The following is a 24,125-nucleotide window of genomic DNA, read 5'->3' on the forward strand; positions in this document are numbered from 1 at the left end:
CCGCCCGCCCCGCTGGAACGACGCGATCTCGACGGACGGATCGGTGACGAACATCAGGGAATTCGACTCCCCGGGTTCGGACCACTGCCCGAATACCGGCACGAGCGGCTCGTTCCAGCTCGCGCTTTCCTGCTGCACGCCCGCCCGGTCCCAGCGGTCGCCGTGCGGCAGAACGGAGTAACGGATTTCCTGAACGCCTTTCAGCGGGCACTTCCCCCACCAGAAGCCGCCTTCCCAGCCCCAGCCCAGCACCAGGGACAAAGAGCCTTCCTCCGAATGGGCGTAACCCGTCGTATGGTCGGAGAAGAGGGCGAAGCCTTCGTTCCGCTCTTCGTCGTACACGTCGACCCAGTTCAGAATAAGGTTGTGCTTGATGTCGTCCCACCGCTCGAAATGAGTATCGGCATGACGGCCCTCCGTTACGTCGAACGCGGAATTCTTGAATACTTTGCGGTTGCGCAGCGGCACCGGAAATTTCGCCTGCAGCTTGAACCGGTCGTTATGATGCGATTTTCTCCTCTCGGTGGTTCGATTCTCCGGCTCGATATCCCATGGGTCGCCGATCCAGGTTTCTTTCTCGTAATGAAACTTCGCGCCGAAATCGATTCTTCTCTGTCCGGCGGCGACCGACAGGCTCGTGGCGAACGGAACGCCCGCGAAGCTCCCTTTCATCTCGAGGACGACCCGCAGCGGACCGTTCTCCTTCAATTCCACGGATACCGGTCCTTCCGTACTGCTCGCCCATCGCTCCTGATCGATCATGTACCCGACATATTCGTTGAAAAAGTCATTCCCGCCGCTCTCCGGAGTAACCGATCGGCTCCGCTTCTTATCGAACAGTTCCGTGACGACGCCTCCGCGGGCCGTGTCGATCCGGATGGCGTACAGATCGGTATGGATCTCGACCCGGCCGTCGCGAACGGTCGCCTGCGCACGCGCGGCCTGCCCGTCCTTGGCGGCATCGCCCGAGACCGGTTCGACGGTATAGGAGGCGAAGCCCATCGCAGGCGTCTCCGCTTCGAAGATCAGCTTGCCCGCATTGACGCTGCCGTCGGGACGATAGATTCGGGTCGGCGTCAGCTGGGAGGGAATCCGCTGCCCTTCCCGATTCCGAACGATATAAGCCGTCGTGCCTTCGGGCGCGGGAACTTCGACCTCGGTCAGCTCTTTGCGCGGGGTTCCGAGCGTGTTCCACACGCGCACGCCGCAGGCGGATCCCTCTTCGTCCGGCTCGTTGCGCCAGCAGTCGGCCGCGCCGTCGCGAATTTCCCCGCACAGCCGCTCCGCCTCCCACGTCTCGGCGCCGGCCTGCCAAGCCCACTTGTCCCGCCCCTCTCTCGTCGTAGCGCAGATCCAGGCGTCATGATGCTGCGCCAGCAGCAGCTGATCCCAGGCCTGACGCAGCTTCTCCGCCGGATAAGGAAAGCCTCTCAGCACGCTCGCGAGGGCAGCCAGCTTCTCCGTCTGCACGAGGTTGTTCTCGGCCGCCCTCACTTCCCGGGCCATGCGCTGAAGCGTCGCTTCTCCCCAAGGGAGCGCGCCCCGGATATCCTCTTGCGTGACATGCCATTCCCGGCTCGGCTTCTCCGCGATTCGGTCCATATACTCCCGCCAAGTGACGTACCGGATCTCTTCTCCGTCCAGCTTCGGACGGGCGGGCCAGCCCAGGTCCTGGAGAAAGCTGCCGACCGGATGAGGGATCCCCCGCTCCACGCATTTGTCGACGAACGAAGGCTCCATATACCCGGCTTCCGTCTCCCAGCAATTCACCAGCTCTTCGCATGCGTAACGGGGCACGCAAGGAATCGACGTGCCGTCCGGCCCCGTCCACAGCACCGTCTCCGCATCGAAGCCCGCGGCATAGCCGCCCCAGGCCGTGCCGGGGTTCTTGAGCACCGCACGCCGGTAGCCGAGCGAACGCAGGATTTGCGGCAGACTGCTGGTCCAGCAAGGCTCCTGCGTGGCGTACGTGTCGACGGTCAAGCCCGGAAAATGCTCCTGAATGATCTCTCTGCCGCGAAGAAGATGGCGGATGTTGCTCTCTCCGCCGATGACCCAGCCGAACGGCTGCGCGTAGCTTCCCGCTACCATCTCCACGCGCGAATCGGCCTCGTCCAGCAAGTACCGCTTCAGCTTGGCGTAAGAAGCGGGATCGGTCCGCCGCAGCGCTTCCCACGAGATCGGCTCGATGTCGAGACTGATTCGCCAGTCCGGACGGTTCTCCAGCCTGCGGATCACGTCCGCCCAAGAGCCGAGCGGCATGTGGCCCTTGATTCCGCCGTGATAGCCGTCCACGAAATAAGCTGTTTTCGCCGCTTTCATCTCATCCCTCTTCTCAAACGCGAACCCTCCGCCGCCAAGCGCGACGGAGGGACCGCATCGTCTTTTTCCTCTTATTTGGATTGGACTCTTTGCGCGGCATCGTTGTAGATCTTCAGCACTTTATCGATGTCGCCCATCTTCTTCACCTTGTCGATGAACTTGGACCAATCGTCAAAGCTGTTCTTGCCGGAGACGAACTTCGCCTGCTCTTCGGTCACGAATGTCTTGACCGGGTTCATGATCTCCGAGATCTGCTGGCTCTCGTCCGGCGTGAACTGAATCGGCGGCTCCGAGAACCACGGCGCGATATATTTGTTGCTCGGCATCGGCAAACTGCGGATAAACGGCGACTTCTCGATCGGCACTTCCTCGTATTTGCCTTCGAACACGGTATAGTCTTTGGGAGCGAAGTCTACGAACGCCGTGGAATCGACCGACATCTGCAGGCCGGGGCTGTGCTTCTTGCTCGCCCGCATCCCGTACTTGTCTCCTTCCACCCACGGGTCCGGCGCGTTCTTGATCGAATCGACGAACGTCGGCTTGCCGTCGTCGCCGATCTTGTAGGTCGTTCCTTCAATGCCCCAAGAGAGCAGTCTCGTCACGTCGTCCGTATACTGCAGGTCGATAAACTTGATGAGTTCCTCCGGATTTTTGGCCTTGGAGCTGATGCAGAACTGCGCCCAGCCGAGGTCCGGGGTGTTGACGTTCGCCACTTCCTGCCAGGCCGTGCCGTATTTCGGGTTGTCCGGGTACAGCGAGATCGCGAAAATCTTGCCGTCATTGGCGGTTCGGGTATAGTCGCCCGGAGTCGTGAACCAGTCGGCCATCATCATGAAGTTGTCGCCGTTCAGCAGCTTCTTCTTCAGCGTGTCGTCCGTATCGATCGTATATTCGGGGTCCAGCAGCTTCTCCGAATAGAGCTTGTTCGCGAATTGCAGCGCGTCTTTGTAGCCGTCGTCGAAGATGCCGTATTCGTACTTGCTTCCGTCCCAGAAAATATCGGCCTTGATGTGATCCGCCGAGAAGAGCATGCGCAGGTCGTTCCATCTCGTGTTGACCGGATACTTGTCGGGATACAGCTGCTTCAGCTTCTTGGCCGCGTCGTAAAATTCGTCGAACGTTTGCGGTATTTTGATATTGTTGTCCTTGAACACATCGTACCGGTACGAAGACCCGTTCTGGATGAGCATCCCGCTGTCGGCGGGGAACCGGGGCCTGGACGTTTCCATGAATTTGTACATCTTCCCGTCGGCGTTCGTGACGCGCGCCAATCCGTTCTTCACCGAGTTCAGGTAATTCATGTAATTCGGCATGTCTTTCTCGTACTGGCTCAGCTCTAGGATCTGGCCCTGCTTCGCCATATCCGTCGTATCGTAGAACAACGGCGTCATGAATAGATCGGGCAAGTCGTCGCTCGCGATCATCAGCTTCACTTTCTCGTCATACTCGGAAGCGGGAATGTAGTTGTACTTGATGTCGATCTTCTTGCCCAGCTTGGCTTCCATCTGCTTCAGCCATTCCTGGCCGACCATGCTGCCCGCATTGTCTACGCCGTTGGACGGCAGCGTGACCGAGAAGCTGAGCGTGCCGCCCGAATTGCCGCTTGCCGACGAGGAAGCGCTTCCCGCCGCCTGATCGTCCGACGACTTGCAGCCCGCCACGGTCAGCGCCAGCATCGAGACGGCGGCGAGACTCGCGAGCTTCGCTTTGTTTTTCATGGATATTTCCCCCTTGGTCATGATTCAACCCTTAATGGCTCCTACGAATACGCCGTTGTTGAAATGCTTCTGGAAAAACGGGTAAATCGCCATAATCGGAAACATCGTGATGATGATGACGCTCATGCGAATGGCTTTCGGATCGAGCGCGTTCCCCGGTCCGTTGATCGCCACGTTGCCGGCTCCGACCCGTCCTTGAATCGCCGTCGTATCGAGCGCGAACAAGTAGTTTCGAAGAATCATCTGCAGCGGATACTTATCCTGATCCCTCAGGTAGATCAACGCTTCGAACCAGCTGTTCCAGCTGCCGACCAGACCGAACAAGGCGAACGTCGCGAGCAGCGCTTTCGATAACGGCATAATAATTCGGAACAGAACCGTGAAGTCGTTGGCTCCGTCGATCAGCGCGGATTCCTTCAGCTCGGCCGGAATGTTGGAGAAGAAGGTCCGGAACAGGAACACGTTATAGGCTCCGACCGCGCCGGGAATGATCATGACCCACACCGTGTCCAGCATGTGCAGGCTGCGCATCAGCAGGTAGGTCGGAATGAGCCCTCCGCTGAAGAACATCGTGATCATGAGAAAGATCGTAAAAAACTTTTTCCCGATAAAGCCCGGCACCGTAAGCGGATACGCCATCAAGGAGGTGAAGATCAGCATGATGCCGGTCGATCCGACGGCGTAAAGAATGGAATTGCCGTAGCCCTTGAAGATGTACGGGTCCTGGAAGACATCCTTATAAGCCTGTACGGTAAAACCTTTCGGCCAGACGGTGACGCTGCCCGAGGAGATGAAGCGGGAACTGCTCAAGGAGGTGGAGATGATGTTCAGGATCGGATACAGCACCGCCACCAGAATGACGATCATGATGAGAATATTGACGACGTCGAAAATTCGGGAGCCCGCGCTTTCGGTTCTCTTCTTGTTCAACCTCATCGCCCCCCCTAGAACAAACTCGTTTCCGAAACTTTGCGGCTGAACCAATTGGTAATGTACAGGATGATAAAGGAGATCACGGACATGAACAAGCCGATCGCCGTCGTGTACTCGTATCTCGCGCCCAAAATCCCTTGCCGGTAGACATAAGAGCCGATGACGTCCGCCACGTTATATGTTTCCGGCGCATAGAGCAAAATGATCTTCTGGAAATCGGTGCCGAGAATGCCGCCCATGGAGAAGATGAGCAGGATGACCGTCGTCGGCCGGATGCAGGGCCAGGTGATGTGCAAAATCTTTTTCCAGCGGCCCGCTCCGTCCACTTCCGCGACATCGTAAAGGGTCGGGTCGATTCCGCTTAACGCGGCCAGGTAGATGATCGAGCCGAACCCGACGCCCTGCCAGATCCCCGAGGAGATGAAGATGGTCCGGAAGTAGCCGGGCTCCAGCAGAAACGTGATCGGGCCCCAGCCGAAATGGGCGATGAGGTGATTGAACAGCCCGTCCCGGGCCAAGTAATCCTTCAGCAGCCCCGCCACGATGACGACCGAGATAAAATGCGGAAAGTACGAGACGGTCTGCACGATCTTTTTAAAGCGCTTGCTTCTGAGCTCGTTCAGCAGAAGCGCCAAAATGATCGGCGCGGGAAAGGACCAGAGCAAGGAATACAATCCCAGCAGAAGCGTGTTCTTGAGAACCCGGAACGCCAGCGGGTCGTGAAAAAAGGTCGTGAAATATTTGAATCCGACCCAGGGGCTTCCCAGGATTCCTTTGGAAGCGTTGAAATCCTTGAATGCGATCGTAATGCCGTACATCGGAAAATAGCTGAAAATCAATACCGTCAGAAAACCCGGCAGCACCATGAGATAGAGATAGCGCTGCCTCCACAGTTTGGGCCATAACCGGTTGCTCGTTGTCTCCAATGTCGTACCTCCCTACGGTGTCGGACTTCCTCTGCCTCCGATCAGGCGGCAGCGACGGCCGGACCGTTTATAGCCCCGCCGCGGCGAACGCCCGATCGAAGCCGGCCCGGGAACGGGCGATCAGCCGCTCCGGCGGCTCGGACGGCGCCTCCGGCAGCAGCACTTCCTGGGAGACGACGCCGCGATAGCCGATACGGTTCAGCGCCGCGAGGAATCCGGCCAAGTCGATGCTCCCTTCTCCCGGATACAGCCGGTCGTTGTCCCGCGCCTCCTCGACCGGCCCCGCCGGCGCATCGTTGAGATGCACATGCGCGATTTGCTCCGGCTTCAGCCGCTCGATGTCCAAGGCGCTCAGGCCGGTCGTATGCCAATGGAACGAGTCGAGAAGCAGGCCGACGTTCGGTTCGCCGATGGCGCCGATCCAATCGAGCGTCTCTTCCATCGTCCAGATAAAGGGGAACCGCCATGCCGTACGCAGATGGTGCGGCCCTACGAATTCCAATCCGAGACGGATGCCGTAGGCGCCCAGAATTTGCGCGCAGACGCGAAGACGGCGGGTGGCCGCAGCCATGAAGGGAGCAGGCTTATGGTCGGTGGACGGCAAGATGTAGGTGCAGCAGCTCGTGCAGCCGACCACCCGCGCCGCCGCGGCAGCTTCGGTCAATCCCGCGAGACCCGCGCGGAACTCGTCGTCGCCCGCTCTCCATTCCACCGGCAGCCCGATCGCTCCGATCTTCATTCCATGCCGCCGGAGCAGGCCGTTCACTCCCTCCGCGCCCAGGCGGCCGACCAGCCCGGCCGCGTCGATATCGACCGCTCCGAACCCTTCCGCCGCCGCGAGCGCGATCAATCGTTCGTCCGTTCCGACATCGCCGAGTCCGGCGCGCGTCAATCCTCTGATCATCCGATCTTCCTCCTTCCAGTTGCCGTTACGGGGTCGCCGCCTCCGGCCCGGACACCGGCGCGAGATCCAGCTTCGGGTCGTCCAGGTCCAGTCTGTACATGATCTGATTGTAGTTGTAGCGGGGCGTCGGCTCCGCGTTCGTAAACGTGTTCGTGTAGGTGCCCTCGAAGTAAATGACGCGTCCGCCGTCCTTGTCGAAGAATTCGTCGTGAGCGGGATTGTAGAACGTATAATTGTTGTGCGTGACGATCTTCTTGGCCGTCGTCCACGGACCTTGCGGCGCCGGAGCTTCCGCATACCAGATCTCGCCGAGTCCCGACGGCGTTCCGCCCACCTGCTGCCCGATCATGACATAGCTCTGGCGGTAATCGTTCCATTCGACGGAGCCGGAGGCGATCTGAACCTCGTCACCGGTATCCGCGTCCTTCAGCTGGAAGTAGCGCGGATCGTCCGCCTTGATCAAGCCGAGGCTGATGAGCTCCTTCTCCTGATCCTGCTGAAGCGGAGGCGTGTTGCGCTTCCAGCCCCATACCAGGTTGCCGCCGGCATCGCGTTCGAGCGACGTGTTCGCGCCGTCGTACGTCGTGCCCGGCGTCAGGCAGGTGAAGGCTTCGTACTGCGTGTAATCGAGAATGGAATCGTAGTCCGCCGCCACCCGCAGGTTCGGCATTCGATGCTCGGTGAACACCCAGTAGCCTTTGCCGTTCTCCTCGTAATAGGTCGCCTGCCCGCCCGGATGGCGCCAGTCGTTCTTGTCGGGAAATTGGACGAGCGGTTCGAACTCGTTCTTCTCGTCATTGAAGACGAGGATGCCGAAAGCGCTTAAATCCGGATTGTGCGTACTGTAGCCGGCGAGCAGCCGCTCCTGTCCCTGGTCGTCCTTGGCCGTCATGAGGCCGAACACCCAGGCGATTCCGGCTCCGTCGGGCAGCGGCGGTACCAGGCTCTTCACGAAGCCGTCGTCGTTCGTTAGATAAGACAAGTCCACGCCGACGTCGGGATCGAGACCGCCCTTCCCCGGCAGCTTCGACGTGGCGCCGGTAACCCGGAAATTCCCGAGCGGATAGGCCGGGCGGTCCGTGTCCCCCCAGAACCAGTACAGGCGATTGCGGTATTCGATCGTCTGCACCGAATCCTGCCCCATGACCAGCCCGTTCAGGAGCGGTTCCTTGATCGGCGTCTTCAAGCCTAGGAGCGTGCTGTCCCGATAGATGCCCTGTCCGGTAATTCGGTACAGGCGCTGGGCGATGTTGACCCGGTTCATCTGCAGCGTCACGCTGCCTCCGGGCGTCACGTCGACGGCCAGGCCGCGGTTGCCGAAGAAATCGGCCGGATAATCGTAACCGTGGCTGGACAGGAAGAAGAAGACGGATTGATTCATCAGGCCCGGCTCGTCAAAGGCGACATAGCCGGCGCTGTCCGTGTAATACTTGATCTTGTTGGTCGTCATCAGCTCCACGAGCGGAATGCCCCGCCCCGTCTCGGCATCGACGACCCGGATCTTGAACGGCTTCTGCGCCTTGGCGGCGGCTGCGGCCGTCATCGCATCCGGCGCCGCGCCGCCTTCCGCGGCCGCCGAGGACGCCATTCCCGAAGACGTTGCAACCATCAGCATCGCACAAGCCCACAAGCCGGTTTTGCTCCACGAATTCCTTCTCATCAAGATCCCCTCCATGAAAGATAACGATGGCCTCGCTCTTATGCCGGAACCGGGATAATCTCGCGATTGCGCTGCTTCCAACTTCCTGCCGCCGTTCGAAAAGCTCTGCCCCCTCTCCGCCTCTCCTTCGGGATGTCTGATGGCAGCGCATACAAACATAGACCGAACCGAAGCTGATTTTTAATGTCGCCCCTTCAAAGTTATCATGCTAACCAATAAAATAAAGCATACTAGGTTCGATTTCATCTTAATACGGACCTCCCCCTTTTGCAAACCCTTTTTGGCCCTTTCGAGGTGCGAATTTACGACAAATACACTATAAAACTCGGACATTCCCGCCTTTCAATCGATTGACCCGCTGCCGCAAACAAGAGGTTCTATAAAATTCAAAGATTACTTAGTATACTATTTGATTCAGGTCGGTTATAATCGAGGAAATGACTTGCTTGAGGTGAATCGATTGAACAAGAAAGAGCCGGCGTCGCCAAAATACCAGCTGGTGAAGGATTACGTTCTATCCCAGATCGAGAATAACGAGATTTCCCAGGACGACCGGATTCCGAGCGAGTCGGAGTTTGCGAAAATGCTGGATGTCAGTTCGATTACCGTTCGCAAAGCGCTGACCGATCTGGTCAACGACGGCGTCATTTACCGCATCCGGGGCAAAGGCAGCTTCGTGGCCAATCCGAACGCCGCCGCGGTCAAAACCTCTTCGAATCTGGTCGCGTTCATCCTGTCCGGCTTCGAGATCAACGATAGCTCGTACTTGCGGATTATGAAGGGAGTTCAATCTTTTCTCGGCCGGAACGACTGCAAGCTGATGATCGAATTCGTCGAAAACAACTTCGAGCAGGAACGCGAGTTGGTCCGGCAGCTGATTCCGTCCGAGATCCGCGGCTTGCTCGTCTATTCTTCCGATCCCGATGCGGCCAAAGGCTATCTGGACGAGCTTCGTCGCAAGTCGATTCCGGTCGTCATGCTCGATCGCTTTCCGACCGGCTATCCCGTCAACAGCGTCGCCTGCAACAACCACGACGGCGCTTACGAGGCCGTCGAATATTTGATCGCGCAGGGCCACCGCCGGATCGGATTCGCCGCTTACGACTTCCATCTCGGTCCCGAAGTCGAACGCTACAACGGCTACCGGAGCGCCATGGCCAACGCGTCGCTGCCCGTTGACGAAGATCGGCTCTACCTGGAGAAGGATCTGGATTACCGGAAGCTGGCCTCCCGGATTCGAAACGGCGAGCTGACCGCACTCTTCTGCGCGAACGACAAGAGAGCCCTCGAAGCGCTGGATCGGCTGACGTCGGAAGGAATCCGAATACCGGAGCAGCTCTCCCTGTTCGGCTTCGACGACTTCGAAGGCTCCAAATTCGCCAAGGTGTCTTTAAGCACCGTCAGGCAGCATTTCGATACGCTCGGCTACGAAGCGGCCAAGCTGCTGTTCGAAATCCGGGACAACTCGCACGGCTACAAGAAAATCCTGCTGCCGACCGACCTGGTCATCCGCGATACGGTCGCTCCTCCGTCGCAGGCATAGAATTCCCCTCGCCCATGCGGCTCCAATCGAATTCGATCGCGTTCAGGAAGGCGCGGGCGAGCGCCATATGGCCGGCCAGCGACGGATGAACGCGATCCGATGCCAGCAGGGTGGCATGATGGTGACGCAGGAACGGTTCGAAGACGGCCTGCGTGTCGACGAATCGGGCGCCGTGCCGCTGCGCGACCCGCTTCGCCGCCTGGCCGAACTGATCCATCTTCTTTCTCATCGGATCCCCGGCATGCGGTTCAAGATAGAACGGCGACATCACGATCAGCCCCTGAAGCCCGGGAAGGGCGCTCTCCGCCAACTCGTCCAGCGTCCGCTCGTATTCTTCCAGCTCCACGTGCGATTCCCGAATCGCAGGCTGATCGAAATGCCGCCAAACGTCGTTGATGCCGATCATGACCGACAGCCAATCCGGCTTCAACGCGAGCACGTCCGAAGCCCACCTCATCTTCAGATCCCGTACCGTGTTCCCCCCGATCCCCATGTTCGTTACGCGGATGGTCCGCTCCGGGTACGCGGCTTGAAGCATCGCATCCGAGAGGGCGACATAGCCTTTGCCCACCCCCTGAAACAAGCCTTCCCCATACGGAAATTTGCGCTCGCAATCCGTTATGGAATCTCCGATCATGACCAACCGTTGCCCGTCGTTCAACTTCATGGTGCTTCCTCCCTCTCGCCTCTGCTTATTTCTGCTTCGCCAGGAACGCGTCGACCTGCTTCTGGAGCTCGGTCTGAATCTTCTTGAGGGGCGCTTCCCCTTCTGCCTTGAACTTGGAGAAATAGTCGTCGGGATCGAGCGCGCCGTTAAACAAGCCGTTGTAATATTTCGCTTGAATCGTCGAGAACTGCGCCACTTCGTTCTTGACCGGGGTCGGATCGAAGGTAAAGCCGGTCATGATATCCTTCGAGAAATTATCCGCCTTCGCGATGAACCCGTTGTATTTCCGGGTCTCCTCGTCCGTGCCGACCCAATCCCGCTCCAGCGCGGGATTTAGCATCAGCTGGAAGGAGACGACCCCTCCGTCGTTGCCCAGCGTATCGTATTGACGGTCGCCGACGGCCTTCCAGTTCTTCCCTTCGATTCCGTGCTCCAGCAGGTCGTAGTTTTCCTGCTTGTTCGCCCAATCCAGGAACATCATCGCGCGGTCCTTATGCTTGCTCGCCTTCACGATGCAGATAAAATTGTCCATCTTGTAGTTGGACAGGTTGCTTCCGGGCGTCAGATCGAACAGACGGACCGCTTCCAGCTCGCCGTCAGGCACGACCTGCTTCAGCTTGTCGTTGAACGCCTGCGGAATGCCGAACGCCATCTCGGGCGTGGCAGCGACCTTGTTCTGGAGCTGCATGTCCGACTGCGAGCTTTTGTTCGTCAGGACGTCCTGCGACATGACTTTGTCCGTAAACAGCTTGCGCGCGTCCAGGATGTCGTTCCAAATCTGAGGCTCCTTCGTATCGAACAGATTGTAGACTTTCCCGTCGTTCCCTTTGTAATAGAGCATCAGACTGGCTCCGAACGCGTTGGTCGGACGGATGTTCACGCCGGTGTCGTCGCGGATTCGCCAATTGACCCAGCTGTAGGTGACGTCGTCTCCGCCCGCGATCAGCGGCGTGATGCCGAGTTCTTTGTCGCGGACCGCATACAGGTACTTCTCTAGGTCGTCGTACGTCCGGACGGGAGGCAGGCCGAGCTTCTCTCTCAGATCCTTGCGGATGAAGACCGATCGGGCCTGGGTGTACGCGCTTCCGAGCGGCACGCCGTAGATCTTGCCGTCGATCTTGTTCGCGTCCCACATCTGCTGCGGCCTTGTCTTCAGCACGTTGGGGCCGTATTGGTTCAGCAGATCGGTCAATTCCTCGTAAAAGCCTTGCGAAGCCATCGAGTCCAGATGAAGCCAGGGAGCGTCGAAGATCAAATCCACGTTCTCGCCGGAAGCCAGCATGACGTTCGTCTTCTGGTTCAAATCGGCGAAATCGATGAACGTCAAGTCCAGTTGGGTGTTCAAATCCGCTTTCAGCCGCTTGTTGACCTCCGCCATGACTTCGTCGAAGTTGGCCGATTTGGCCCCCGGAACGACCAGCTTGAGCGTAACCGGCGGCAGGGAACCGCTCCCCGCTCCGGAGGAATCCTCCCCGTTATTGCCGCCGCATGCGGCCAACGCGCTCGTCAGCCCGAGCAGAGCCCCCGCCAGGAACAGACGCTTGAGTGCAGCCATGCCCGAATCCCCTCTCTTATGAATCATTCGTCTTTCATCCTCAGCCTTTCACCGAGCCCAACGTCAAACCCTTGACGAAATATTTCTGAATAAACGGATAGACGAAAATAATCGGTCCGATCGTCAGGCACACGGTCGCCAGCTTCACCCCCTCCGACGGCGGCAGGGTCAGCACGTTGCCGTGATTGAGCGACGCGAGGTCCATCTGCGACATGAGCTGCCTCAGCAGAAGCTGGAGCGGGTACAGATCGCTGTTGTCGATGAACAGCAGCGACAGCCACCAATCGTTCCAATACTGCAGCGCATAGAACAAGCCGATCGTCGCGATGACCGGCGTGGAGATCGGCCGGATGATCTTGAAGAAGACGACCCATTCGTTCGCGCCGTCCACCGTGGCCGATTCGTTCAGCTCATAGGGAAGCGAGCGGTAGAAGGAGACGAAGATGAACGCGTAAAACGGGTTCATGACGTAAGGGAGCACGAGCGCCCACAGCGTATCCTTCAGATGCAGCCAGCGGACGACGAGCAGATAGAAGCCGACCAGACCCGAACCGAATATCATCGGCACGTAAGTCATGAACGAGAGAAACCCGCCGTACCGGTTCTTCGGATGAGCCAGCACGTAAGCGAAGAGCGCGGTCACCGCTAGGCCGGCGGCGGTTCCGAGGACGGTCGCCGAAGCGGTAACGCCGTAGCTGAGGAACAATTGCTTGCCCTGAAGAAGGAAGCGGTACGACTGCAGCGTGAAGCCGCTCGGAAATACGGCGTACCCGTGTAAGGCCAAGCTCTTGGCGACGGCGAACGAATTGATCACCATCAGCCAGAACGGAAACAGGCAGGCCAGCGCAAAAACGATCAGAAACAAGCCGATCCCGGCCGCCGCCGCTTTCTCGGATCGGAACGGTCGGCGCCGCGATCGGGCAGTCGTTTCCGGCGTTGCCGAACGAATCATGCCCATCCCCACCTTTCTCTAGAACAATCTGGAGTCCTTGTCGATTCTCCGGACGATCGCGTTAAACGAGATTACCGCGGCCAGTCCCATCACGGATTGGTACAGCACGATCGCCGACGACATGCTGAAATCCCCGAGCTGCCGCAATGCGCGATAGGAATAGGTGTCGATAACGTCCGTCGTCGGAAACAAGATTCCGTTATCCCCGACAATTCCGTAGATCATGCCGAAGTCCCCGTAGAAGATCCGGCCGACCCCGAGCAGCACCAGGATGATGAGCTGCGGCTTCAGCAGCGGAAGCGTAATGAATCTCATCTGCTGGAAGCGGGTGGCGCCGTCCAGCCGTGCGCTCTCGTAGTAATCGACCGACAAGCCGGCAATGGCGGCGAGCAGAATGATCGAGAGGTATCCGGCGTTCTTCCAGATGCGCGTCACCGTCAGGATGAACGGCCAGACCCACGGCGTCTGATACCAGTCGACGTCCCGAAGCCCGACGCTTCGCAGCGCATGGTTGACGAGCCCGTCGGTGTTGTTGAACAGAACGAACGCCATATAGCCGACGACAACCCAGGAAATAAAGTAAGGCAGGAACACGACGGATTGAACCGTTCGCTTAAACCATTTCAGACGAATCTCGTTCAGAAAGAGCGCGATCAATAGCGCAAAGGCCATCTCGAATACGATAAACAAAGCGTTTAAGATTACGGTGTTGACCGTCACCTGAATCCAATCCCGGCCGGAGAAGAAGAAGCGGAAGTTGTTCCAGCCCGCCCAGCTGCTGCCCCATATTCCCCGGCTGATCTGAAAGTTCTTGAAAGCCAGAACATGTCCCGCCAAGGGAATGTACGAGAATACGACGAGAAAGACGATCCCCGGTACGGCCATCGAGTATAAGTATCGTTGCTTGATCGCGTCTTTCAGCAAGTTGTTCATTTGAATCGCCTCCTTTCCGTCCACAGATTAACGGCTCGCCGCACCGGCCTCATTTATTATGCATGGGCTCGGATGGGGCCGATAGTCTTCATTCCGCCAATCGAGTATCGAACCGAAGGATTCGGAGCCGGGGCGCGACCGACCGATGTCTTCATTCGGCGATCGTCAAAATGAGGACTTCACGAGGAAGGAGGATCGTGCTTATGCTGGAAGGCGTTCTGCCCTTGGAATCGGTACTGCCCGGGCGAAACCTATGATATACTAAATCCGATCATTTCGCGCGGGGTGTACGTATACGATGATCAAGCCCTTTTTCCATAAAACTTATATCCGCACCTTTCTTTTCCTTACCGGCATCCTCATCTTTTCGATGATTCCGTTCGTATATTTTTTGTCTGCCGAATTCGCGAAATATTCGATGCTGGAGGTTCGCGGCAATTCGCAGAACGAAGTCGACAATCTGGCTTCGAAAGCGGATACGATTCTCGGCAATCTGAAATCGTACGGTCTGAGCATGTACGCCGACCAGAATATCCAGAATTGGTTTTTCAACACCGGCGAAGATCCGATCGTCGACCGTCTGGCGCAGATCGCCCAGTCCAATTTTTTGTCGACCGAACCGCTCATCCAGAGATCCTATCTGATTAACCTGCGGAGCGGACTCGTCGTCGACTCCAAAGCCGGCATCCTGCCGTTCTCGAGATTCGCCGATCCGGAGATGCTGGAACAGGTCCAGGCGAACAAGCATCCCTATTTGCATTTCTTCAATCATTCTCTGAACGGAACGGACCAGCTCGCCTTGCTGCTGCCCGCCACGCCGGAGAAATCTTCCGATTTCTATCTGGCGCTGCTGATCGACAAGACGATGCTATCCGATCTCCTGTTCGGGCAATCCTTGTCGTCGGAACAGGATATTCGGATTCTCGACGGGAACGGCGGCCTGATTCTGGGCAAACCCGACGAGACGCTCAGCGGACGGCTGTACCAAGCGGCGCGGCAAACGCAAGGGACCGCCCTCGAGGTGCGGCTGCCGCATCAGAAGTGGTTCGTTCATACGGCTCAGCTGCCTTACGAGGACTGGACGGTCTACTATTCGAACGAATACCATATTCTGAATCGTCATCTCGCTTCGTACCGGAATCGTCTGATCGAGGATACGATCCTGTTGCTCGGAATCGTCTCGCTGCTGTTCTTCTGGAGCTCGCGACGCTCCTTGCGGGCTTTGACCTCGCTGTCGGAGAAGCTTCAGAGGAAGGTCAAGTTCCCGACTTCCCGCGATGCGCTCAAGCCGGACATTCAATGGATCGACGACGGAATCGAAGCGCTGCTGGACAACGTGGAGCATCTTCACGCTTCCATGAGGAACCAATCCGAGCTTGTCCGTTCGGAATCGCTCAGCCAATGGGCGCTGCACGGGACGCCGGGTCCCAATAACGCGGAATACATCCGGCGGAACACCAAGCTCGCCTCCTGCGAGGCGCTGTTCCTGGCCGTCATTCGGATCGAAGCGTTCTCGGTCTTTTGCGAACGGTACGATTATCCGTCGCGCAAGCTGATCAAGTACGCCATCCGGAACATCGCGGAGGAAGTGATCGGCGCGGGCTCTCTGGCTGCCGAAGGCTTGGATATGGGCGGGGATCATCTGCTTCTGCTCGTCGGCGGGCGCGAATCCGACGGCGAACCGCTTCGGAACCGTCTGATGGAGGCACGGGAGCAGACCGGGCGCATTCTGAACGTCGACACGACCGTGGCCGTCAGCAACGCCTACGAGTTCGAAGCGAATATCCGGACCGTTTACGATCATATTTACGAGTTGACGATGCTCCGGTTTTTGAAGGGCGAAAGCCGAATCTTCATTGAAAACGATTACGAGGAGTTCATGGAGGGGTATCCCGCCGCTTCCGAAGCGCTGGATGCGACCGAAGTCATTCGCACGATCCGCAGCGGGCGCCAGGATCTGGCCGTGACGGTGCTTCGCCAGCAGCTGAGGCTCATTCAAGGGATGCCGTCCCGGGAATGGAAGCTTCACTTGACTTATTTCACCTACGAGCTGCTCAAAAGCTTTACCAAATCCAGCGCGACGCAAGGCATCGGCAGCGTCCATCAGCTGCTCGACCGTTATCGCACGCTGGAGGATTTTCAGATTTGGCTCGAGGACGTCGTCCGCACGCTTGCCGAAGGAACCGACGCCCCCAAGTCTTTAAGCCGCAAGGAAGAGATCGTAGCCGAGATCAAGGAATACGTGGACAACCATCTGCACGACGAGCAGTTGTCGGTCGAGCAGATCGCCGGCAATTTCTCGTACTCGGTCAGTTACGTGCGGCAGCTGTTCAAGGAAATCGAGAATGTCTCTTTGTCCGATTACGTGCTCCGGCAGCGAATCGAGCGGGTGAAGGAGAAGCTCGTCTCCACCAGCCTCTCCGTGCTGGAGATCGCCGGTCAATGCGGCTTCCTGTCCAAGGGTCATTTCTTCTCCTCGTTCAAGAAGTTTACGGACCTGACGCCGAAGCAGTACCGGGAGATCCACGTCGGAGCGGAAGGGAGCGGCTGACTCCCTTCTCGCCCGGAACGCCGGAAGCCCGGCATGATTCGCAAGCCGCTTACAGGCGTGCCAGCTCCCGCTTGCGAATCTGTCCGTCGTATCCGTCCGGAAGCCGGATCTGCACGTCCACGTCCGCCGGGTACGTCACGTCCAAATCCATACGCTTCGCGGCCGAATCCGCCGTCCAGCGCACGTCGATTCGCCCGCCGGCCGGATGCGGCACGCTGCCGCGCGCCCACTCGAGTCCGCACGGCATCGGCGCGATCTCGACGCTCGTCCAGCCCGGCGCCAGGCTGCGCACGCCGAGCGTCTCGCGGCCGAGGAAGTACGCCGGCGCGGAGGACCAGGCATGGCAGTGGCTGCGGGTGAGCATCTCCGGATTGGCGCGGTTCTCCAGGAAATTCGGGTACATCTCCCAGCAGGTCGTCGCTCCGTGCCGAATCATCTGTCCGTAATTGCGGCGGATATCGCTCAGGATCCGATCGGTCTCGCCGATCTGCGCCAGCGCCTCATAGTAGAAGAACGACATGAACGGGCTTCCGATCTGGACGAAAGCGGCCGGCGGATTCAGCAGATACCCTTCGATCGTACGCTTGCGCTCCTCTTGGGCCACGCCGGTCAACGAAGCGACGACCTGCGTCTGCATGCTGAGGACGGACGAGCGGCGTCCGTCGGCATGAATGCAGTCGATGTACGCTTGGTTGCTCTCGTCCCAGAGCCAGCGATTGATCGCGTCCGCAAGCCGGTTCGACGCTTCCCCGTACCGGGAGGCGTCCTCACCGGCTCCCGCCAGCTCGGCCATCGACGCCGCGACGCGAAGCGTCTTCGCCAGGAACATGTTCTGATGGGCGACCACCCCGTCGTTCGGCTGGTCGATCGGCGACCAGTCGAGCAGGTTCCAGCCTTTGATCGCGAACAGTCCCCGCTCGTCGATCCGCTGCAAGTAATGGTCCATCGTATAGCGGATCGGGCCGAACATCTCGGCCGCGAACGCGCGGTCGCCGGTCTGCTCGTAATATTCCTGGCAGGCGATCGCCCAGAAGAACGTCCAGTTCGGGATAACGCTGCTCCATCCGCTCGGCACTTGGTCGGCGTATAGCGGCGTCTGCGTTCGGGAGCCCGGAACGAGTCTCAGGCAGCGCTTGAGGATGTCCTGCACTCCGTACAAATAGTTGCTGACGAGCGCCTCGTTGCGGCTGTCCCCGACCCAGAACGTCTGCTCGTAAGCCGGGCAATCGACGAACGTATCCTCCATGCACAGCTTGGTCGTATGCCGGCTGATCTCCCAAATGTCGTTCAGCAGCGGGTCCGAGCAGGCGAAAGCGCCGACCTCGGCGACCGGGTAATTGCTTTGCGCAAGAGTAACCCCCCTTACGAGCACGGGCGCTTTGGCGCCGCGAACGTTAAGCGCCAGGTAGCGGAAGCCGCGGCGGATCGGCGAAACGTAGGTCTGCCGCCCTTCCTTCGCCACGTAGCGGACCGTGTGGTCGAGTCCGAACATATGCTGCCGGTAGGAATCCGACATGTATTCGAAGCCGTACCAGTCGAGAATCGTCCCTTCCGCCGCTTCGATCTCGAACGACAAGTAGCCGGAATACTCCTTGCCGAAGTCGATCACGATCTCCGTATCGCAGCCTTCGAAGAGCGGAACTTCCGCCCCCCTGCCGTTCGGGATGACCGCATTCTGCAGCTCGGACGGAACGGCCAGCGGAAGATTCGTCTTGCGCCAGACGCATAAGCCGAACACGTCTGCCTCGGCTACGTACTTCAGACCGATCGGCCGCAGGAGATCGCCGTACTTCTCCAGATCGGCCGGTTCCCGAACCTCTCCGAGCACCGCCTGGTAAACGGGGTCCTCCCATGTCCAGGCCCGGCTTGGCTGATGGTCCAGAGGCACGTCCCAGTCGAACGGCCCGATCGCGCAGAACGGCGAGACATCCGCCAGATGCGGAACCGGATTCGCGAAGACCAGCTCGACCGGCTCCTCGGCGTAAACGCCCAGATGGAGCACGCCGGTATGGACGTGTCCGGATACGTCGATCAGCAGCAGGTTATCCCCTTCGTTCAGTTCGACGTCCGCGTAGCGCTCCGGCTGCTCGCCGTAGAACCGGTCGGCCGCGATCACTCGGCCGTTGAGCGAGCAGGCGCGAAAGCACTCTCCCGCAAATACGGAGCCGATCGTCGCCTTCGTCCGGCCGCTTGCCCTCACGAGCGTCGCCGCATAGCCGGTGAAGCGAACGTGGTTGGCGTGATCCTCGCTGCCCGGCACCATCGCCGCCCTCACGTCGACGGCGGTCGTCAACCCGAACGACTTCGTCTTCGCCAGAGACTCCACGCGCGCCGGGTAGACCGTCTCCTCCGTCAGCATCGGAATATCGCGCGGCTTCAGCGCCGTCCATGGCTCCATCCCCGCCGGTCCGAGCACGCTCGCGCCGTCCCAGGCCGAATCGTCGAACGTTTCGCCCATCCAATCCGCCCCCGGCGCGGACGCGTCCACGTATTCCGAGAAGCCCTGCTGGCACGACATCCGGGGCGCGCGGGGGTGCTGTCCCGGATGGAGGGACGTCTTCCACGATCCGTCCGTCGCCGCCATCACCGTCCCGTCCGCATCGGCCAATTGCACGAGCAGACCGCCCCGGCCGCGCAAGTAATAGAACGTCGACAGCCCGAAATGCAGCACGAGCGCCGCGATCGTATTTTCCCGTCCCGGCTTCAGCAGATGTCCGATCTCGTACGTATCGTAGCTTTGCTCGAACGGCCAGGACCTCACCGGTCCCCTTCCCACCTGCGTGCCGTTGACGAAAAGCACGTACCGGGAGTCCGCCGTTATCGACAGCGCGGCGCTCTTCGTCGCCGGCCGCGGAACTTCGAACGTCTTGCGGAAGCAGCGCCATTCGTTGCGGGGGCTCTCTTCTCCTTCCCCCCAGATCCAGGAAGCCTGCCAATTCATGCGAACACGCCCTTTGCCAATAGAGTAGAACCGCCTCCCTTCATTGTAAAAAACATCGCGGCTCATGTTATGGGTTGATCGCGACATTCGATGGGTTTATGATGACATCAGATCGATTGGCGCAGCCAGGAGGCGGGATCATGAGCCGGACAAGCCCGATGCTGGAGAAGGGCGAGCAATTTTTCGAAGGGGACATGTCCCTTTACGTAAACCGTGTAAGCGAGCGGTTCGATCTGCCGGTGCACGAACACGACTTTATCGAGATTTGCTATGTGTGGGCGGGAACCGGATTCCATTATATCGAAGACCAGGTCATGCGCGTCCGGCAGGGAGATCTGTTTTTCCTTCCGATCGGCGTCTCGCATATCTTCCGGCCCGCCTCCGCCCGTCCGAAAGAGCCGCTCATGATCGGAAATTGCGTGCTGGGCGAGCAGTTGTTCCGTTTCCTCACGTCGATGCTGCCGGCGCAACACGGCTTGTACCGGTTCCGCAAGCTTCTGGCCGGGACGGACGGATGGTTCCGGATGCGCGAAAAGGCGGGCGAGTTCGGCGCCTTGTTCGACGACCTGCTGCGAGAGTTCGAGAGCAAGCGAACGGGGTACGAGACGATGATGTGCGGCCTGCTGCTCCAGCTCCTGATCGGGATGGAGCGGACGCTGGAAGGCGAGCCGGAGCCGCCGTCGCCTTCGGCCCGGCTGGATGCCGTCCGGCAATACGTTCGCGATCGTCTTCACGGCGCGCTGTCGCTGTCCGAAGCGGCCGAACGGGCGGGCATCGGGGCACGGCAGCTGCAGCGGCTGCTGCGGAGCCGGACGGGGCAAACGTTCACCGACTTCGTGCAAAAAGAAAGAATCGACCGCAGCTGCCGCCTGCTGACCGACCCTTCCTTGTCTTCCCTCACGGTAGCCGACATCGCGTCCCGAGTCGGCCTCTCCGATCCGAAGCGGTTCCATCTCCTGTTCAAGCGGGCGACCGGTACGACCCCCGCGCGTTATCGTCTGGAAAAGAGCCGATAACCGGTTCACCGCGCTTAATGAGAGAATGCCGCAGGGAATTGCCGGAGGATCCCGGATGTCATCGTATCGGCCATGCCGAGCGCCTGCGCTACGATCGGATCGCTCGTCGCCACGTTCTTCGCGTAATCGCCGGCCAATCGGGCCGACGCTTCCCCGGTCAGGAGGCGCAAATGATCGTACATCATTCGCCTCCACTCGTCTACAGTCCAGTATGGATTGATCCGGCCCAGCAGCTCGGCGATCGAATCCGCGTTCCGGTACCAGCGGGTCTGAAGCGCCGCCGCCGTCGCGGAGCGGCCGTCCCGCAGCGCCTTGACGAGATCGGCCGCGATCGTCAAGTGATCGCGGAGCAAGGAGGCGGCCGCCGCCGCGATCGCCGGACCGTACAGCGGTGCCAGAGCCGCTCCGAAATCGTCGGGATTCCGCAGCAGCCGGGCCGTCGTCGCCTGCTCGTCCGGCAGCTTGCCGGCGATGCTGTTCACGGTGAGACGAGTCCAATAGACGTGGTCCGCCCACAGCTTTCGCAAATTCTGATTCAGGGCTACGGCGGACGGCGTCCACATCCGTGCGGCATTCGAATAATCGCGCAACATCTTAAATCAATCACGCTCCCTCTCTTTCGCTCAATGGTCAGTATATGGGCGAATCTCCCTTGTGTGCGCGGGCTTCCGCTTCCTGACCCTTTCGACCATTCGCGAGGAATTCGGACGACTCGGCTTATAAACCCGGTTTCCGAAGACCATAATGGGGATGATGACAGGATTGGAAACCAGCACCGTGGAGGAAAAGAAAAGATGCGCCGCAGCGAGAACAACGATCAAGCCGCTTCAAAGCTTGGTTCCCGGCTGGATGACAACCTGACTCAGTTGCGGAGCCTCTATCAGGATTGCTTCGACGTCGTCTTTCATGAGTTCCGTTACGGGAAATCCGTGCGGGCCGCTCTCGTCTACATTGCCGGCCTGTCCAACATCGATGAGATCAACCGCATGATTCTTCAGTCCGCCGGAAAGACGGAGCCTCCCGAGAAGGGCTCCGGAATCGACGCCTACCGCCCGATCGTGCCGGTCTCGTCGACCCATCCGGTCTCGACGCCGAACGACGTGGTCAAAGAAGTGTCGGACGGCAATCCGGTCCTGCTCGTCGACGGCGAAACCGGAGGGCTGGCAGTCGCTCTGGCAAGCTGGGACCAACGCTCCGTACAGGAGCCCGAAGCCGAAGCGGTCGTTCGGGGTCCGCGGGAAGGGTTTATCGAGACCCTCCAGGTGAATACCGCCATGCTGCGCCGCAAGTTAAAGACACCCAGCCTCAAGATGCGAACGATGACCATCGGGAAATTCTCGCAGACGCAAGTGGTCATCGCCTATCTGGACGGAGTGGCGGATCCGGGCCTGCTCTCGGAGATGGAGCAGCGGCTGAAGCGGATCCAGATCGACGGCATCCTCGAAACCGGCTATATCCAAGAGATGATCGAGGATAATCCCATGTCTCCTTTCCCGCTTCTGCAGACGACGGAGCGGCCCGACATCGCCGCCGCCCATCTGCTCGAGGGCCGTATCGTTTTGCTGGTAGAAGGGACGCCTCTCACGCTGATCGCGCCGGTCTCCTTTTTCTCGTTCCTTCAATCCGCCGAAGATTACTACCAAAGCTTCTACTTCGGCACGGCGATCCGCTGGTTACGTTATCTGTTCACGTTAATTGCGCTGATCGGCCCGTCTCTCTACGTCGCGATCATTACGTTCCATCAAGAGATGATTCCGACTACCTTGCTGCTCAGCATGGCCAAATCGAGAGAGTTGATCCCGTTCCCGGCGCTGGTCGAAGCACTTCTGATGGAAGTGACGTTCGAGGCGCTGCGCGAAGCCGGAGTCCGTCTTCCGAAGCAGGTCGGCGCCGCGGTCAGCATCGTCGGCGCGCTCGTCATCGGTCAAGCGGCGATCTCCGCCGGGCTCGTCTCGTCGCCGATGGTCATGGTCGTCGCCGTTACCGGGATCGCCTCGTTCATGATTCCCCACTATACGATGGGCATCGCCATCCGGATCATTCGTTTTCCCATGATGCTGCTGGCCGGATTTCTCGGTTTTTACGGATTGATTCTCGGGACGCTCTTCCTGCTGACCCACCTCTTTTCTCTTCGCTCGTTCGGCGTTCCATACATGGCGCCCGTGGCGACAACCGAGAAGACGGGCTTGAAGGACGTGCTCGTGCGGGCGCCGCTCTGGAACATGCGGATTCGTCCGCACTTCACCGGCCGATGGAACAAATATCGGCAGCAGCCTGGAAGCTCGTATCAAGTCCGGCGCAGGGGAGGCCCGAAGTGAACGGCAGCGCGAGACGCTCCGGAATGGGACTGGTACTAGCCCTCCTGGTTGCTTCGTCCATCGGTCTGACCGGCTGTTGGGACCGTCAGGAGGTCAACGACTTGGCGCTTGTAATGGGCGCCGGCCTGGATCTGTCCGAAGACAACAAGCTCGAGCTGTCGGTTCAAATCTTCGTTGCCAAGCAAGCCGGCGACCAGCAGGGATCCGCCGGCGGAGGAAGCGGCATGAGCAGCGGGACCGCCAAGGAGCAAACGACCGTCTACACGGCAACCGGCGACACGATCGCCGATGCGGCGACCAAACTGCAGGAGCTGCTTCCGCGGAAAGTCTTCTGGGGTCATGGCGAAGTGTTCGTTTTCGGAGAACAATTGGCCAAGCACGGGATTACCGATCAGACCGACTTCCTGATGCGGCATCCCGGTCCGAGGCTCGGCGCCTTTGTCTTCGTGAGCAAAGGCAAAGCCAAGGATGTGATGGCACGCCCCTCCCAGCTCGAACGCAATATCTCGGAGGGCCTGCGAGAGATGGCCAAGTCCCAGACCGGCCTTAGAGTCAACGTGAAAGAGCTGATGCAGATGCTGAAGAGTGACGCGGGGGCGGAGGCTCTTCCTCTTGTCTCGATCAATAAGCGGAACCCGGAGTCCAATCAGTCGCCGTTTATCTCCGGCACCGCCGTGCTCAAGGACGGCAAGATGGTCGGACAGATCGACGAGTACACGACCCGGGGAATCATGTGGCTGCGGAATTCGGTCAAGGAATCCGTCATTACGTTCAAGCCGGCCGGATCGAACGGATTCGTATCGGCCCATCTGAACCGATCCAAAGTGCGGCTGATTCCGTCCATCCGGGGGGACGAGTGGAGCATTCGAGTGCAAATCTCTTCCGAAGCCAACTTGATCCAGAACGAGTCGGGCCTCGACCCGCTTGAACCCCGTCAAGCGAATCGGATCCAGGAAGGCCTGAACGATGAAGTGTCCGACCGGATCGAGAGCGCGCTCGCCGAAGCTCAGCGGAAGATGGACGCCGACATCTTCGGCTTCTCCGATACGTTTCGCCGCAGCTACCCGAAGCAGTGGGAGCGCGTCAAGAAGAATTGGAGCGAGAAGTTCCCGCAAGTCAGAGTCGACGTTAGTTCCGATGTCCGGCTGAAGCGGCCGGGTTTCTCGGGCAAATAAGAACCGCCGGG

17 protein-coding genes are annotated in these 24,125 nt (G+C 59.4%); 5 read left to right on the top strand and 12 right to left on the bottom strand.

Translation table 11 applies throughout. The features are described 5' to 3' along the window. From H7C18_RS27240 to H7C18_RS27265, 6 genes are all read right to left on the bottom strand, one after another. A partial coding sequence (locus tag H7C18_RS27240; protein WP_185132291.1) for a glycoside hydrolase family 38 C-terminal domain-containing protein occupies positions 1-2,322 on the bottom strand: 2,322 nt, incomplete at its 3' end. Positions 2,323-2,393: 71 nt separating this feature from the next. Next, positions 2,394-4,040 carry an extracellular solute-binding protein gene (locus tag H7C18_RS27245; protein ID WP_185132292.1) on the bottom strand — a complete coding sequence of 549 codons (1,647 nt, stop codon included), beginning with the start codon at positions 4,038-4,040 and terminating at the stop codon, positions 2,394-2,396. Positions 4,041-4,064: 24 nt separating this feature from the next. After that, positions 4,065-4,907 (bottom strand): carbohydrate ABC transporter permease, encoded by an 843-nt coding sequence (locus H7C18_RS27250; RefSeq protein WP_238357997.1) that lies wholly within the window; start codon positions 4,905-4,907, stop codon positions 4,065-4,067. A gap of 77 nt (positions 4,908-4,984) precedes the next feature. Next, entirely contained in the window at positions 4,985-5,899 is a 915-nt protein-coding gene (locus tag H7C18_RS27255; protein ID WP_185132294.1) for an ABC transporter permease, read from the bottom strand. 67 nt (positions 5,900-5,966) lie between these two features. Further along, a complete protein-coding gene (locus H7C18_RS27260) occupies positions 5,967-6,803 on the bottom strand; it encodes a sugar phosphate isomerase/epimerase family protein (protein WP_185132295.1) in 837 nt (278 codons plus the stop codon). Between the two features lie 25 nt (positions 6,804-6,828). Further along, entirely contained in the window at positions 6,829-8,463 is a 1,635-nt protein-coding gene (locus H7C18_RS27265; protein WP_185132296.1) for a hypothetical protein, read from the bottom strand. Positions 8,464-8,923: 460 nt separating this feature from the next. On the opposite strand from H7C18_RS27265, the gene H7C18_RS27270 reads away from it, so the two are divergent. After that, the gene (locus tag H7C18_RS27270; protein WP_185132297.1) at positions 8,924-10,006 is read left to right on the top strand and encodes a LacI family DNA-binding transcriptional regulator; all 1,083 of its coding nucleotides are present in this window, start codon (positions 8,924-8,926) and stop codon (positions 10,004-10,006) included. Here H7C18_RS27270 and H7C18_RS27275 read toward each other — a convergent pair. From H7C18_RS27275 to H7C18_RS27290, 4 genes are read right to left on the bottom strand one after another with little or no spacing between them, the layout of a single operon-like run. Continuing rightward, positions 9,969-10,673 carry an SGNH/GDSL hydrolase family protein gene (locus H7C18_RS27275; protein ID WP_185132298.1) on the bottom strand — a complete coding sequence of 235 codons (705 nt, stop codon included), beginning with the start codon at positions 10,671-10,673 and terminating at the stop codon, positions 9,969-9,971. The two genes, H7C18_RS27270 and H7C18_RS27275, sit on opposite strands and share 38 nt — an antisense overlap. A 25-nt stretch (positions 10,674-10,698) precedes the next feature. Then, a complete protein-coding gene (locus tag H7C18_RS27280; protein ID WP_238357992.1) occupies positions 10,699-12,255 on the bottom strand; it encodes an extracellular solute-binding protein in 1,557 nt (518 codons plus the stop codon). Positions 12,256-12,268: 13 nt separating this feature from the next. After that, on the bottom strand, positions 12,269-13,180 hold the full coding sequence (locus H7C18_RS27285; protein ID WP_238357993.1) for a carbohydrate ABC transporter permease: 912 nt from the start codon (positions 13,178-13,180) through the stop codon (positions 12,269-12,271). Positions 13,181-13,198: 18 nt separating this feature from the next. Next, positions 13,199-14,113, bottom strand: coding sequence for an ABC transporter permease (locus tag H7C18_RS27290; protein ID WP_185132300.1), 915 nt, complete (start codon positions 14,111-14,113; stop codon positions 13,199-13,201). A gap of 298 nt (positions 14,114-14,411) precedes the next feature. Here H7C18_RS27290 and H7C18_RS27295 point away from each other — a divergent pair, with 298 nt between their 5' ends. Then, a complete protein-coding gene (locus tag H7C18_RS27295; protein ID WP_185132301.1) occupies positions 14,412-16,664 on the top strand; it encodes an AraC family transcriptional regulator in 2,253 nt (750 codons plus the stop codon). Positions 16,665-16,713: 49 nt separating this feature from the next. Here H7C18_RS27295 and H7C18_RS27300 read toward each other — a convergent pair whose 3' ends face one another. Beyond that, entirely contained in the window at positions 16,714-19,605 is a 2,892-nt protein-coding gene (locus tag H7C18_RS27300) for a family 78 glycoside hydrolase catalytic domain (protein WP_185132302.1), read from the bottom strand. Between the two features lie 140 nt (positions 19,606-19,745). Here H7C18_RS27300 and H7C18_RS27305 point away from each other — a divergent pair, with 140 nt between their 5' ends. Continuing rightward, on the top strand, positions 19,746-20,621 hold the full coding sequence (locus tag H7C18_RS27305; protein WP_185132303.1) for an AraC family transcriptional regulator: 876 nt from the start codon (positions 19,746-19,748) through the stop codon (positions 20,619-20,621). A 14-nt stretch (positions 20,622-20,635) separates the two neighbouring features. Here H7C18_RS27305 and H7C18_RS27310 read toward each other — a convergent pair whose 3' ends face one another. Then, positions 20,636-21,214 (bottom strand): acetylglutamate kinase, encoded by a 579-nt coding sequence (locus tag H7C18_RS27310; protein ID WP_185132304.1) that lies wholly within the window; start codon positions 21,212-21,214, stop codon positions 20,636-20,638. Positions 21,215-21,415: 201 nt separating this feature from the next. Here H7C18_RS27310 and H7C18_RS27315 point away from each other — a divergent pair, with 201 nt between their 5' ends. Both H7C18_RS27315 and H7C18_RS27320 read left to right on the top strand, forming a co-directional pair. Continuing rightward, the gene (locus H7C18_RS27315; protein WP_185132305.1) at positions 21,416-22,939 is read left to right on the top strand and encodes a spore germination protein; all 1,524 of its coding nucleotides are present in this window, start codon (positions 21,416-21,418) and stop codon (positions 22,937-22,939) included. Next, positions 22,936-24,114 carry a Ger(x)C family spore germination protein gene (locus H7C18_RS27320; protein ID WP_185132306.1) on the top strand — a complete coding sequence of 393 codons (1,179 nt, stop codon included), beginning with the start codon at positions 22,936-22,938 and terminating at the stop codon, positions 24,112-24,114. The genes H7C18_RS27315 and H7C18_RS27320 overlap by 4 nt, the downstream gene beginning before the upstream one ends. The last annotated feature ends 11 nt before the right edge of the window (positions 24,115-24,125 follow it).

It is taken from the genome of Cohnella zeiphila, assembly GCF_014212055.1.
Classification (GTDB): Bacteria; Bacillota; Bacilli; order Paenibacillales; family Paenibacillaceae; genus Cohnella; species Cohnella zeiphila.